Source organism: Chitinophaga terrae (ex Kim and Jung 2007) (assembly GCF_900107795.1).
Taxonomy (GTDB): Bacteria; Bacteroidota; Bacteroidia; order Chitinophagales; family Chitinophagaceae; genus Chitinophaga; species Chitinophaga terrae.
Genome location: NZ_FNRL01000019.1, coordinates 45,685 through 59,387, shown reverse-complemented (window position 1 = coordinate 59,387; position 13,703 = coordinate 45,685). Strand labels below are relative to the sequence as shown.

The window sequence follows — 13,703 nt, the reverse complement described above, 5'->3', positions numbered from 1 at the left end:
TATTTAAATTCCCAACCATATAAAATATGCGCCTACCGACGCTATCATTATCACTACCACAAAGGTAACGGAGTGATTGATCCATTTCACTTTTTTGAAATCGCGGTCGTTTACCATCCTGTCGTTCTCCCCTATGTATGGCTTTACCACCAGCCTTCCCTGGTATACATTAGCTCCTCCGAACCGGCAATCCAGTATTCCTGCCAGCGCTGCTTCGGGGTAGCCGGAATTAGGGCTGGCATGTGCGCTGCCATATTTCAGCACAAAATGGCCTGCCCTGCTGCTGCCGTATAACATGATCATCAGGAAGGCGGTAATGCGTGCAGGGATAAAATTGGCGATATCGTCCAACCTGGCGGCCACGCGGCCAAACAGGTAATAGGTTTCATTCCTGTACCCGATCATCGAATCCAAGGTATTGATCATTTTGTAGAGCATCATGCCGGGCACCCCGAGGAAAGCATAGAATATCAAGGGGGCTACTACCCCGTCGCTCAGGTTCTCGGACATGGATTCCAATACTGCTATCCGCACCTGCTGGGAAGAAAGCACCCGCGTATCGCGGCCCACGATATTAGACAGCTGTTTGCGGCCAGCCTCCAGCCCTTCTTTATCCAGTGCCTTGAACACCCGCTCGCCTTCCTGCAGCAGGCTTTTGTTAGCCAGTCCAAAGAATACGAAGAGCGTGGCAAAACAATACTCCGCTACCGGCCACCTGGCCAGGAGATGTTGTGCATACCAGAAGAAACAATAAGTGGCCGCACATAAGAACAGGGCCAGGAATGCGCCTTTCAGCAGCCTGTGTTTCCCTTTGTTTAAAAGCTGTGTTCCTTTTTGGATCAGTCGCCCAAAATACTGAACAGGATGAGGCCAGGTTTTTGGATCGCCGATGCAGAGGTCCAACAGGTAACCTAACAGTAACGGCAATACGAATTTCAAGATAAGGTCCATTTGCGTAATGCAGCTATCAATAGTTTATTATGTTCGGGCTTTTGGCAGGCAACCCGGCAATGACCGGGGCCCAGCCCGTAAAAATTGGAGGCGTCGCGGATGAGAAGCCCATGTTGTTCCAGCAACCACATTTTTAATGCTTCTGCGGTTCCTGTTAATGTTTCGAATAAGAAGTAGTGTGTATGCGTTGGCATCACTTTAAATTCAGGCATTTTGCGGATGCCTTCCCATAGTTGATAGGTTTCTTCCAATAAAGTTTCCCGTTTCACTTCAAATGCTGTCGGATGCGCTAAGATATAGTCACCCGCTGCAAGTGCCAGGGTATTAACAGACCATGGCATCCTGAACGCCCGTACTCTTTCCAGCAGTTGTTTCCGGCCCGCTATATAACCCAGCCTCAGGCCCGGTATACAGCAGGATTTCGTCAATGAACGCAGGACCAGCACATTTGGCAACCGCTTCAGCAAAGGTATTAATGAAGTGGTATGATGCGTAAATTGGATATAAGCCTCATCTACAATAAAGACGGTATGTTTATTATGGTTGATCAACCGTTCAAGCGAATGCTCGTCGATGGCCTGCCCGGTTGGATTGTTGGGATTGCAGATAAATACCATATCTGTGCTGAAAGCTGTTTCGCTGTTCAGCTTCTCCCAGGATAAATACTGGATCTGGTGTTTATAAAGTTTACAGGCATCCTCGTATTCTGCAAACGTTGGCTCTACTATGGTTACCGTGGCGCCGGCAAATGCCTGCGCAACGAGATATATGGCTTCTGTTCCTCCATTGGTAACGAGTACGGCATCGGCCGGCAGATCCAGTGATCGCTCCAGCTTCTGCTGGAGCCCGGCGGCCCCGGGATCGGGATAATGATCCACTTCACCGATCTGTTCAGCAAGATATGCTTTCAGCTCTTTACGCATCCCTGCATACCAGACATTAGAACTAAAATCTGCTTTAACAGGCAGATCAAACTGATACCTGTCATCTCCATGTCCTCTGATCATAGCGCAATGTATTAATTATTCCAGCGTGCCTTTATAAACAGCAATAAGGCCAGGAAGTTCACCGGACTTGCGTTATTTAAACTGATCGTTTTCCAGGCCGGTGTTTATGTCAACTTTTTTTAACACGGCTTCCACTGTTACTTTATTATTGCTGCTGTTCCGGAAATAGAACGGCAGTTTTATTTTTCCAACAGTCCTGTAATCGTCCAGCTCTGTCGATATTTCCGGCACATCTTCTTCCTGCCCCGACAGCATTACAGATAATACTTTATACCCGGTTTTCACGTCGTAGTAATTGCGGAGTATAACGCCGTCGATGGTGGCGATCGTTATTACGTATGCTGGGTTTCCCTTCACATTTTCCGGCTGCGGTGATAATTCCAGCTTCGTCATATTGTCGGGCGAGAGATAACCCAGCTCCGGAAAGAACTGGCTCCTGCTTTTGTACACATTCCTCAACCGGTTGCTGACAGGCACCTGTTTGCCGTAGTTGGTCAAACGGATGCTATCGCCCAGCACCACCACCTTGGAAAAAGGTTTATGCCCCTTTTGCAGGTTGATCTCCTGCAAATATTTACCGGGTCTTTTTCCTCTAATGATAATGTTCACCTTCCTGCCGTAGGCTTTGCCGGTTACCTTAAACGTGAAATCGTTCACCGCCTGAAGCGATGCAGCGCCTCCACACGCGTCTATATATCGTTGCAGTACCTTTTCCGCGGTCAGTGAACTATCGGCGTGCTGAGCACTGCCTTTTACAATAAAACCAAGCAATAGCATTATGACAAGGAGACTTAGACGGCACATTCTCATCAGGCTAAAACATTTAGGAAATCTTAAATATACGAACGGAAACGATTCTGACAAAGCCAGGCATTAAAAGAGGCAGGCTGACCTAAACCGTGGGTTTGGCCAGCCTGCCTCTTTTGCGCAAATAAGTACTGTTATACGCCCAGTTTTCTCATCTCTCTTTTTACATGTTTCAGGCGGAATGCGAATATGATGCTGAATATGCCGGTCACCCAGAATGCGGCGGCCATAAGGCCCAGTATTGCGGCCACTCCCAGGGCCGGGTTGTCAAGGATGCATATTGAAATAATTATTAACCCTATGCCTCCTACCAGTACCCAACCCCAGTTGGGTATGCGATCAGTGGACAACTGTATGGAAAAGCCTATCAGCGCTATTCCCCTGAACATGAACCAGAACGCCAGGAACAGGGGGATCACCGCCATGCTGATAGCGGGGTATAACATAAGGATCGTGCCCAGCACTACGTCAATAATCCCTGAAGCGAGCGACCAGCCCCACCCGTTATGGCTATGCCGGTTGCTGACAGCGAAAATTATCTCAAAGATCCCTGTAATAAAGAAGGTGACAGCGAAAAAGATGCTTAACAGTACATAACTGCTGAAGGGGTTCGAAAATACGATGAAGCCGGCGATGAGAAATATGATGCCGTTCAACAGGTACAGCCACCAGTATTTGACGTTATTTTTAACAGCAGAAAGGAATTCAGACATATTTAAGACTTTAAGGTGAGAAAAGGAAAGTTCTATGACATCTAACACCCTCTTTGTTAAAAAGTTCGCTTAAACATAACCGGGAAAAACCGGCGAAAGGGCTTACCTTTGTCTGATGATTTTAAATTTCCCCGGATGATTAAAATCATAGAATAAACCATAGATGGAAATTAATTTTGCGGAATGAATAAGGCGATCAAGCAAGACAGAAAGTCACCAAACTGGTGGCATCAAGTAGACTTCCTGGGCATCCACGCAGTGCCCTTGTTAGCATTTTTTACCGGCACTACAGCGTTTGACTGGATCTTGTGCGGGGTGTTATATGTTGTACGCATGTTTTTTGTAACAGCGGGTTACCATCGTTATTTCTCTCATCGCGCCTTTAAAACGTCGCGATTCTTCCAGTTTATACTTGCAGGCGGCGCACAAAGCAGTCTTCAGAAAGGCGCTTTATGGTGGTCTGCCAATCACCGTATTCACCATAAACACAGCGATACTCCTGAAGATCCTCACTCGGCTAACGTATATGGCTTCTGGTACGCCCATATCGGCTGGATCATGGGGCCTGAATATAAACCTACCCGTTGGGACCTGATCAAAGACCATAAAGCTAAAGAACTGGTATGGCTGAACAAGTACCACATGGTTCCTGCCGTTGTACTGGCAATTGCCGTGTATTTCGTTGGTAATAAAGTGAACGGGACAGGATGGTTCGATTGGACAGCAGGGTTGTCGACCCTTCTTATTGGCTTCTTCCTGAGCACAGTGATCCTCTACCATGGTACTTTCACTATTAACTCACTGATGCACAAAATTGGCAATAAAAGATATTATACAGGAGATGAATCCCGCAACAGCGCTATCCTTGCGCTGGTAACACTGGGAGAAGGATGGCATAACAACCACCACTACTACCAGAGCGCTGCACGCCAGGGCTTTTACTGGTGGGAGTTTGACATTACCTATTATGTACTGAAAACATTAGGATTTTTCGGCATAATCTGGGAGATCAGACCTGTGCCCGCAAAAGTGAAGAACAGCAATAAGCTGAAAGATATGAAAGCCACTCCTACCGCTAAGATACAGGTAGAAGAAGTGGTCTGAGAATATTATAAAGAAAGAAAAAAGCAGGGCTGTAACAGTCCTGCTTTTTTTATGCAACAATGGTTAATGCGCCTTCCTCGGTTTCGCCCTTTCATATTGTACAGGCCAGGCAATCTCCGCTCCCAGCGCCTGGGCAGCATGCAACGGGAAATAAGGGTCCCGCAGCAGTTCTCTTGCCATCAGCACCAGGTCGGCTTTCCCGCTGTCGATGATCGACGCAGCTTCTTCGGCAGTGGTGATAAGCCCTACCGCCCCTGTCATAATCCCCGAATCTTTCCTGATCCTTTCCGCAAAAGGAACCTGGTACAGCGGCCCCACACTGATCTTCTGATGTGCGGCCAGGCCGCCTGACGAACAGTCGATGAGGTCTACGCCCCGTTCTTTTAAAATCGACGCCAGTTGTACTGATTCCCCGATGTTCCACCCGCCTTCCGCCCAATCGGTGGCCGAAATACGGACGATCAGCGGCAATGGTTTGGGCCATACTTCGCGGACCGCAGCCACGATTTCCAGCAACACCCGGCTACGGTTCTCGAATGAGCCGCCGTATTCGTCGGTCCTGGTATTACTAAGCGGCGACAGGAAATTATGGATCAGGTAACCGTGAGCCGCATGGATCTCGATCACTTTAAAGCCCGCTTTCTGTGCCCTTACTGCCGCTTCCCGGAAATCGCCGGTCACTTTCCTGATACCGTCGATACTGAGGGCTTCCGGGTGAGGATATACGTCGTTGAATGGAATAGCGCTGGGTGCATACACCTGCCAGCCGCCTTCCTCGGGAGGCAACGCTTTGCTGCCTTCCCAGGGCCTGACAGTACTGGCTTTCCTGCCTGCATGCGCCAGCTGTATGCCCGCTACCGCTCCCTGTTCATGAATAAAAGCAGTGATCTCCTTCAGTTTTGTTATATGTTCATCTTTCCAGATCCCCAGGTCGTATTTGGATATCCTTCCTTCCGGCGATACGGCAGTAGCTTCTGTCAGGATCAGGCCAGCCCCTCCTACCGCCCTGCTGCCTAAATGAACTAAATGCCAGTTGCTGGCAAAACCATCCTCCGATGAATATTCGCACATAGGCGACACGGTTATACGATTCCGTAACGTAACGTTTCCAAGCTGAAGTGGACTAAACAAGTTTGACATATATCTCTTTTATCTTTCTAAAATTAAACAATCTTGATAAAAAGACTTTTAAATCCATTTTAACAAAAACCAGCCTCAACATATTGGGCCTTATTCCTATTTTTAAAACAATAAGAAGGTAGATGTGACAATGAAAATCTAAAAACCTATTCACCTAAAACTGCTATACATGCAACAATCCGAACGTTTGCAAGATTGGACCCTAACCCGCAGAATCCTGTTTCGTTTCTTTAGTGTTTACTTCCTTGTCTATGCATTGACCATCATGATAACCGAAGGAGGGAACGACTCGTTTTTCATGAAGATCTGGAACAAGCCTGTTACCTGGATCGGGCGGCTGCTCATCTCCCCTCAATACCAGATAGAAGTATGGCCTAACGGAAGCGGAGATACGACTTTCAACTACCTGCAGATCGTATGCTTTTTTATTCTCACCCTGCTCATCAATATTGTGTGGTGGGCGATAGAAAGAAAACGTACCCATTACGAAAAACAGGAGTATTTTATTCGTTCCATCCTGCGTTTCACGCTGGCCACTACCATGCTAACTTACGGGATGGCAAAATTAACAGGCAACCAGTTTGTTCCGCCAATGAACTACCAGCTGGACCAGCGCCTGGGCGACATGTCGCCGATGGGACTGGCATGGACGTACATGGGTTACTCCAAAGCCTATATGATGTTTACAGGAATAGCGGAGATACTGGGCGGCGTGTTGTTGCTCTTCAGGAAAACAACGTTATTAGGCGCGCTGGTGTCGATGGCGGTAATGGTAAACGTGGTAGCAATGAACCTGTGTTTCGATATCCCTGTAAAACTCTTCTCCTCTCACCTGCTGATGGTTTGTTGTTTTTTGGCGGCGCCGGACCTAAGCCGGATGATCAAGTTGCTTATCACCAACTCGCCGGCTCCTCCTTCCAATTACTGGTATCCCGCATTCAGGAAAAAAGGCGCCAGGATCGCATTCACCGTGTTTCGTTACCTGCTGATCGTTTTGATACTGGGAGGTAATATAGTTTCCCTGATCAGCTTTTCCCGGAAGCCTAAAGAAGCTGTTCCACTGGCAGGATCATATGAAATTGTTGACCAGAAATTTGCGGGAGAAAGACCGGCATCACTCAGCTTATTTAACAACTGGCAAAAGATATACGTGGAAGACCGTGGCATGCTGATCGCCAGGGGCAGTGATAACCAGATAGCCGGTTATTACCTGAAGATAGACACTGTCAAGAAAACATTTACAGCCTGGGCAGAGGAAGGCGATAGTCTTGAACTGCATTACCGGCAGGGACAAGATCAACGGTTAACGCTGACAGGATTGATAAACAAAGATACATTGACGGTAGAATTAAAAGGGAAAAGCAGGGACAGTACAACCCTCATCAGCAGGGGATTTCGCTGGGTTAATGAATATCCGTACAACAGGTAAAAAAATCCGGGCAGGGAGCGATACCCTGCCCAGGAATTTGCCACTACCATTTTATTAATAGCCGGAATTTTGTTTTAAAGTTGGTTGGCCTCCTTTCACACTCAGATCAATTTGCCGTTGCGGTATCGGGAATCTCACATTCTTAGGCGCAAACACTGCTCCTGCAATATCCGTAGTGATAGTCTGCTCATAAGTGAAGTACCTGTTCAACTCTGTTTGCGCAATACCCCATCTTACAAGGTCGAAGAAGCGATGCCCTTCCATGGCCAGTTCCAGTTTTCTTTCAAACCTGATAGCTTTAATAGCGTAGTCTTTTCCTTTTGCCGAGAACGTACCATTCGGGTAAGGAGATATTTTATAATTGGCGGCCGGTTCGTCTGTTACGCCATCCATCGGGTTATCGGGATCTATGTATTTCTTCACCCAGCCAACAGGATTGGCGGCCCGTTCTCTTACTGCGTTCACATGTTGTTCTGCGATATCCAGGCTTCCTACCTGCGCCTGGCATTCTGCCGCCATCAACAATACATCCGCGAAGCGGATCAATACATAGTTGATCGCATTGCCCGGCGCCCAGCCATTGCCATCATAGTATTTATCCTGTGTTGCCTGCATGTATACATTCTTTATCGCTGCATATGGGCCGGCGGATTGCTGGTTCCTTACCCAGGCAACGCCCGGGTGGTTGCCCCAATCCAGGAACGGGATACCACGGCGACCAACTGTCCAATCGAGCCTTGGGTCCAGGTTGCCGGCATCCGGGGTAAAAGCTACAGAATCAGGAACATTCATGTCATTCTTAACAGGATGGTTGTTGAAATCATCCAGGTAAGGCAAACCGCCGGCATCTGTGCGGTAAGAGTTCACCAGGTCCTGGGATGGCTGGTAGAAGCCGCAGCAGCTAAACGGACCGTTATATGGATAGTTCAGCATTTCGCCCTGGTTCGCGTTGCCGGTACCGCCAGATCCGTCATTCGCGCTATACTGGATGGAGAAAAGCGCTTCGCTGTTATTCTCTGTAAAGGCGTCAAAATTATCATGGAACTTAGGGCGCAATTCATATTTCAACCCTTTTGAAGTAACGCCGTTGGCAATCACATCTTCAAAGATAGGCATCGCATCGCTGTACTTTTTCTGGTACAGGTAAGCTTTGGCCAGGTAGGCTTTGGCAGCCCATGAATTGGCGCGTCCTACCACGTCCTGCACGTCGTTCAGGTGCTCGGCTGCGAATTTGAAATCAGCCTCGATCAGCGGCCAGATGTCCTTGTCGTTCGGAATTTTAAACTGGTCCACATCCAGCTTGGAATAGCTTACATCTTCTTCAGAGATCCAGGGAACATTGTCGAACATCTTCTTCAGGTCGAAATAAAAATGCGCCCTCAGGAATTTGGCTTCAGCAGCCAGTTCTGTTTTCTCCTGCTCCGTCATATCGGTCACATTCGCCAGCACATGCAGTACAAAATTGCTCCTGCGGATGCCTTCATAGTTCACTCTCCATTTGTCGTTGAAGAAGCCATTGGAAGGATTTCCTACAAAGGTCGCGATCTGCAATACCGCCGGCGCATCGCCGGGATCGCTGCCTTTATGTGCATCGCCCCCGCATACGCTGCCATAGATCCAGTTGTCCGGGGATACGGCATAGCCGCTACCCCCGGAAAGATTTGTCATATCGCCATCCTTAAAATCCTGCCCGTCCAATGCGCCATAAACGCCGATCAACAAATTGTTCACTCCTCTTTTATTAGTTAATGCAGATTCTTCCAACGATGACTGAGGGGTTCGTTTAAGAAAGCTCTTTCCGCAACTGCCCATCATTACACAGATCATCATTCCAAAAGAAAGTTGATATATAGATTTCATGATCATTTCTGGTTTAATAGTTAAAAGCCCAGGTTAATACCAATCAGATACTGTCTTTGATTCGGGTAAGCGCCTTCATCTACGCCAAAGTCGGTAATGTCGGACCCGCCGATCTCAGGATCCAGGCCCGAGTATTTGGTAATAGTGAAAAGATTTGCCGCCTGTATATATATCCTCAGTTTCTGAACATGATAACGCGACAGCCATTTCGATGGCAGCGTATAACCCAGTAAAAGGTTCTTGGCCCTTAAGTAAGATCCGTTTTCCACCATGTAGGAGTTAGGAACATTCTGGGTACTGGTAGATCCGTCCACTTCCTGTATAGGCGCTTTAGCGTTCTTGTGATCAGGGCGCCAGGAATCGTATAACGCTGTTTTGCTTTTTGCACTTTCAAAAGACGGATAGAAATCTCTCCACCATCTTACATTATTCCAGATCTGGTTGCCATGAGTACCGAAGAAGAAAATACTGAAGTCGAAACCTTTGTATGCCAGCCCGATATTCAGGCCGTAAGAGAAATCGGGATTGGGATTTCCCAGGAATGTACGGTCTTCCGGCGTAATGATACCGTCGTTGTTGGTATCCTGGTACCTGAAACGGCCCAGGCCTTCTCCTTCCTGGTAAATGGCCGAATTATCTTTTGTTGATTCCTTCGCAAGTTTATCTGCCGCATCGATCTCTGATTGTTCATTCCAGAACCCTACGATCTTATAGCCGAAGAAAGAAGATACCGGTTGGCCAACCGCATTCCTGATAATATTGCTGCCATCGAACCTGCGGCCGTCGCTGTCGAAATAATCCACCCCGTCAGCGATCTTGATGATCTTATTTTTATAAGTAGTGAAGGTTCCTGTAGCAGTTAACTGCAGGTCCTTGGTGAGGTTGCTGTGCCAGCCAACAGAAAGGTCCAGTCCTTCGTTCTTCATTTGCGCAATGTTCACGAATGGTTGCGGCGCTGTACCTGCCAGTCCTGGCAGTTCGGGATTGTATAAGAGATCTTTGATGTCTTTACGGTAATAGTCGACAGAGAGATCTAATTTACCGTTGAAGAGCGACGCATCTATACCGATGTTGGCATTGATATCTCTTTCCCATTTTGCATCGGGGTTGCCTATCTGGAATCCGGCAAAACCGGCGGTAAGCCCGTTGTTTACGCCTGCCAGGTCGTAGTAGGTAGAGCTGCGGTTGCCCCCGTAGAGGAAGTAACCGTTGTTTACGCCCAGGTTTAACTGGTTACCCATGATACCCCATCCTCCACGCAGTTTCAGGTCAGAGATCCAGGTAGCTTTTTTCATGAAAGGTTCCTGGGAGATCCTCCAACCGGCGCTGACGGCGGGGAAGGTACCGTAAGGGTTGTTGATAAACTTGGAAGACCCGTCCCGGCGCAGGGTTGCGCTGATAAGGTATTTATCTTTATAGGAGTAATCGACCCGGCCAAGGATAGAGAACAACCCTTCCTGTTCCCTGTTGCTATAGTTGGTTTGTACGCCGGTGCCGGTACTAAGGTCAGGGAAGTAATCATCAAAAGTGAAGTAATCTTTTGTTGTTCCGCCTACCGACCGGCTCCGGGCATCAAAAGCCTCGGTACCGGCAATGATCTTCAGATCATGTTCTCCCCTGAAGGTTTTATGAAAGGTAAGGGTGTTGGTCCAGGTCCAGTTATGCGAGTTATTGGCGCCTTCCGAATAGGAGTTGAAAGTTGAGTTCTCTTTGTTCTCATACTGCGGGAAGGTAAAAGAATGCGACCAGCCCGAAACTACTTCCCCGCCAAAACTTGTTCTTATTGTAAAATTATTCAGGAAGTCTACTTCTCCGTATACATTGCCGAACAGGCGGGTGTTCAGTCCTTTGTTGTTCCGTGTTCTGGCCATCATGGCAACGGGGTTCATCGCATCTCCCAGCGCATCGCCGGCCGAACCGGCGAAGTTGCCTTTGATATCATATACCGGGATAATGGATTGCTCCCGCATTGCATGGCCAATGGCGGCATCGGCGCTGTTGATCTCTACAGACGGGTTTTCGGTGATCGAGTAAGCGAGGTTCTCTCCCACCCTGATATGATCGCTGATATTGTATTGGGTATTGGAACGAATGGTGTACCGTCTCAGGTACGTGTTCATCAATGTACCCTGTTGATTGAAATAATTCATGGAGAAAAGATAATTTCCCTTCTCGCCGCCGCCACTGACAGCAATGTTATGACTGGTTATAGGCGCAGGCCTGAACACTTCGTGGTACCAGTCGGTCCCTGCTTTATTTGCTCTAACTATCTGGTAGAATTTATTATAATCGTTCAGGTCTGTATAATTCGGATTGACATAATACTTGGAGGGATCAACTGCGGGGTCGCCTTCCATTGCGCCTGACGGGAGGATGTAATCAGGAATGACAGGTTTGGCGCCATGGCCGTATTGCGGCGTACCGGGATCGGCGCCGGAATTCGTATAGGCCAGCCAGCGGAGTTCTGCCTGTTCCTGTGGGTTGAGGGTATTCCATACGTTGCCTCTTTTAGGATATTGCCGGCCGTAGTAACCGTCATAAGCTACTTTTACCTTGCCGGAACCACGGCGGGTAGTGATGATCACAACACCGTTAGAGGCCCTGGAACCGTAGATGGAAGCGGCGCCGGCGTCTTTCAGGATCTGGAGGTTGGCTACATCGTTGGGGTTCAGATCGGAGATATCAGTAGTTGGTACCCCGTCTACCACGTATAAAGGAGAGTTGGTACCGAAGGTGTTTACACCCCTGATCCTGATCTGCGGGGCTTCGCCTGGCTGCCCCGATCCGATCACGGTAACGCCTGATGCCTGCCCCTGCAGCTGTTCAGTAACCTGGGCGGTAGGTTGTTTCCGCAGGTTTTCTACATCAACAACGGCTACTGCCCCGGTAAGGTCTTTCTTCTTTTGAGTGGTGTAACCAGTCACCACTATTTCACTCAGGGCGCTGGCGCCTTCCTTCATGGTGATGTTAATGGTTTGCCGGCCTCCGATGGCGATCTGTTGGGATTCGTAACCGATGAAGGAAACTTCCAGCTGATCGCTGCTTTTACCGGGGGCGGTGAGGGAAAAATAACCGTCGGCATTGGTTACGGTACCCAGCGAGGTGCCGGAGATACGAACAGTAACTCCAACTATCGGATTTCCTTTTTCATCCCTGATAATACCTTTTACAGGATGTTGCTGTTGTGGGGCATTGTCTTCGGGCGATGTGGGAGCGGCTTTTTCAGAGATCATATAAAAACGGTCGCGAACCTTTTCGAAGTGCAGGTTGAAAGGAGCCAGCACTTTGCCCAGCGCTTCATCGGGCGACTGGCATCCGGCAATGGAAAGCGAAACTGTTTTGTTCTTTACCAGGTTGGTCTTGTAGGCAATGGCCACACTGAAACGTTCTTCGATCTGGTGAAGCACCGTTTTAAGGGCTACTTCATCAGGCAATTGGAGCGTACTGTCATTGGGGGCATCCGCCGGCCATTTGCTTACAGGAGAAAGAGCCTCCCTGGCCGATGCCGTTTGGGATAGGAAATACAGGGCCGATGCGTGTAATAACAACGCACGTAAACCTCTTTTCATGTGGTCAGGTTTTAACGATTAAGAATTAACGCTATCATGATCAGCGGCGATTTTATTTCTTATGAATCCAGATCTCATCGCCTCTTTGGTTGAATCTTGTACGAAATACTTTGCTTAGTTGAGTCATCATAGTATCCGGGTCGTAAATGATAGGCATAGACCCGGAAACCTTATAGTTTAACAATTGTGAATCTGAAATAATGAGCGTTTTGCCGAACACCTGTTTCATAAACACAGCGGCATCGGTGAGGGAGAAGTCTTCCATTACCAGTTTGCCTGATTTCCAGGCAGTGTACTGGGATGGATCCACATTGGTTTTGGCGAAGCTGCCATCTCCTTTGTTGTACCTGATCATTTCTCCCGGTTTAAGGTATAAGGCAGCTGCTTTGTTGTCGATATTCAACATAATGCGGCCGGTTTCCAACACTACTACGATCTCTTTACCCAGGCTGTTAACGTTAAAGCGGGTGCCAAGCACCTTTACATCGAGGTTGTCGTAGGTATGCACAGTAAAAGGCTGATTGGCGGAAGTATGTTTTACATTGAAGAAGGCCTCGCCATCCAGCCAGACTTCCCTTTCTGCCTTGTTGTTAACAGTATACAGCAATTTAGAATTGGCATTTAAGATAACAACAGAGCTGTCGGGCAACTGCAGTTGTTTGGTTTCGCCGGGTCTGGTATGAGCGCTGACGACTACCGGGCGTTGCTTCCCTGTGTTGTAATAATGCCAGCCGGCCATTAATATAATCCCGGCAAGTACCGCGGCGGCATAACGGGCCAGCGGCATCCATTTACGTGTAGGCGTAGCCGTTTGTTGCTCCTGCGTTGGTTCATCGGCCATGCCGCTCCATATCCGTTCCCAGAGTTCCTCCTTTTCATCGGCTGCCAGCGCATAATTGCGGAACCGTATGCCCAGCACCAGGCTGCGCGCCTGATCCACCAATTCAGTCTTTTCAGGGTATTGCGCTACCCAGTTCTCCCAGAACACATTTTTCAGATCGGGGTGCAGTACCCATTGCTGGAAGGATTCGTCCATAGCCAGTTGACTGGCCGAATATGTCAGATAATTATTACCCGCCAAAATGCTTGCTTTATTACATAGAGCAGGTAAGCTTTAAAATCT

The 13,703-nt window shown here is 48.3% G+C and carries 10 protein-coding genes; 2 read left to right on the top strand and 8 right to left on the bottom strand.

Annotated elements, in window-relative coordinates:
* Window positions 1-3 precede the first annotated feature (3 nt).
* The 4 genes from cbiB to BLV62_RS18880 form a co-directional block, all read right to left on the bottom strand.
* Window positions 4-939 (bottom strand): adenosylcobinamide-phosphate synthase CbiB, encoded by a 936-nt coding sequence (gene cbiB / locus BLV62_RS18895; RefSeq protein ID WP_225889636.1) that lies wholly within the window; start codon window positions 937-939, stop codon window positions 4-6.
* On the bottom strand, window positions 936-1,958 hold the full coding sequence (locus BLV62_RS18890; protein WP_089763529.1) for a pyridoxal phosphate-dependent aminotransferase: 1,023 nt from the start codon (window positions 1,956-1,958) through the stop codon (window positions 936-938). The genes cbiB and BLV62_RS18890 overlap by 4 nt, the downstream gene beginning before the upstream one ends.
* A 72-nt stretch (window positions 1,959-2,030) precedes the next feature.
* Window positions 2,031-2,735, bottom strand: a complete 705-nt coding sequence (locus BLV62_RS18885; protein WP_089763528.1) for a hypothetical protein — start codon at window positions 2,733-2,735, stop codon at window positions 2,031-2,033.
* 164 nt (window positions 2,736-2,899) lie between these two features.
* A complete protein-coding gene (locus BLV62_RS18880; RefSeq protein WP_089763527.1) occupies window positions 2,900-3,478 on the bottom strand; it encodes an HdeD family acid-resistance protein in 579 nt (192 codons plus the stop codon).
* A gap of 183 nt (window positions 3,479-3,661) precedes the next feature.
* Here BLV62_RS18880 and BLV62_RS18875 point away from each other — a divergent pair, with 183 nt between their 5' ends.
* Window positions 3,662-4,582: an acyl-CoA desaturase gene (locus BLV62_RS18875; protein WP_089763526.1), complete on the top strand. Its 921-nt coding sequence runs from the start codon at window positions 3,662-3,664 to the stop codon at window positions 4,580-4,582.
* A gap of 63 nt (window positions 4,583-4,645) precedes the next feature.
* On the opposite strand, the gene namA is transcribed toward BLV62_RS18875, so the two are convergent.
* Window positions 4,646-5,722: an NADPH dehydrogenase NamA gene (namA, locus tag BLV62_RS18870; protein ID WP_089763525.1), complete on the bottom strand. Its 1,077-nt coding sequence runs from the start codon at window positions 5,720-5,722 to the stop codon at window positions 4,646-4,648.
* Window positions 5,723-5,891: 169 nt separating this feature from the next.
* Between namA and BLV62_RS18865 the strand changes: the two genes are divergently transcribed.
* The gene (locus BLV62_RS18865; protein WP_139170278.1) at window positions 5,892-7,151 is read left to right on the top strand and encodes a DoxX family protein; all 1,260 of its coding nucleotides are present in this window, start codon (window positions 5,892-5,894) and stop codon (window positions 7,149-7,151) included.
* Between the two features lie 54 nt (window positions 7,152-7,205).
* On the opposite strand, the gene BLV62_RS18860 is transcribed toward BLV62_RS18865, so the two are convergent.
* From BLV62_RS18860 to BLV62_RS18850, 3 genes are read right to left on the bottom strand one after another with little or no spacing between them, the layout of a single operon-like run.
* On the bottom strand, window positions 7,206-9,011 hold the full coding sequence (locus BLV62_RS18860) for a RagB/SusD family nutrient uptake outer membrane protein (protein ID WP_089763589.1): 1,806 nt from the start codon (window positions 9,009-9,011) through the stop codon (window positions 7,206-7,208).
* A gap of 20 nt (window positions 9,012-9,031) precedes the next feature.
* On the bottom strand, window positions 9,032-12,580 hold the full coding sequence (locus tag BLV62_RS18855; RefSeq protein WP_089763523.1) for a SusC/RagA family TonB-linked outer membrane protein: 3,549 nt from the start codon (window positions 12,578-12,580) through the stop codon (window positions 9,032-9,034).
* Window positions 12,581-12,632: 52 nt separating this feature from the next.
* Window positions 12,633-13,661: a FecR family protein gene (locus tag BLV62_RS18850; RefSeq protein ID WP_089763522.1), complete on the bottom strand. Its 1,029-nt coding sequence runs from the start codon at window positions 13,659-13,661 to the stop codon at window positions 12,633-12,635.
* Window positions 13,662-13,703 lie beyond the last annotated feature (42 nt).

Coding starts and splice junctions, on each gene's coding strand:
- BLV62_RS18885 (WP_089763528.1), bottom strand. CDS start 2,735: ATGCTATTGCTTGGTTTTATTGTAAAAGGCAGTGCTCAGCACGCCGAT.
- BLV62_RS18860 (WP_089763589.1), bottom strand. CDS start 9,011: ATGAAATCTATATATCAACTTTCTTTTGGAATGATGATCTGTGTAATG.
- BLV62_RS18880 (WP_089763527.1), bottom strand. CDS start 3,478: ATGTCTGAATTCCTTTCTGCTGTTAAAAATAACGTCAAATACTGGTGG.
- BLV62_RS18875 (WP_089763526.1), top strand. CDS start 3,662: ATGAATAAGGCGATCAAGCAAGACAGAAAGTCACCAAACTGGTGGCAT.
- namA (WP_089763525.1), bottom strand. CDS start 5,722: ATGTCAAACTTGTTTAGTCCACTTCAGCTTGGAAACGTTACGTTACGG.
- BLV62_RS18865 (WP_139170278.1), top strand. CDS start 5,892: ATGCAACAATCCGAACGTTTGCAAGATTGGACCCTAACCCGCAGAATC.
- BLV62_RS18890 (WP_089763529.1), bottom strand. CDS start 1,958: ATGATCAGAGGACATGGAGATGACAGGTATCAGTTTGATCTGCCTGTT.
- BLV62_RS18855 (WP_089763523.1), bottom strand. CDS start 12,580: ATGAAAAGAGGTTTACGTGCGTTGTTATTACACGCATCGGCCCTGTAT.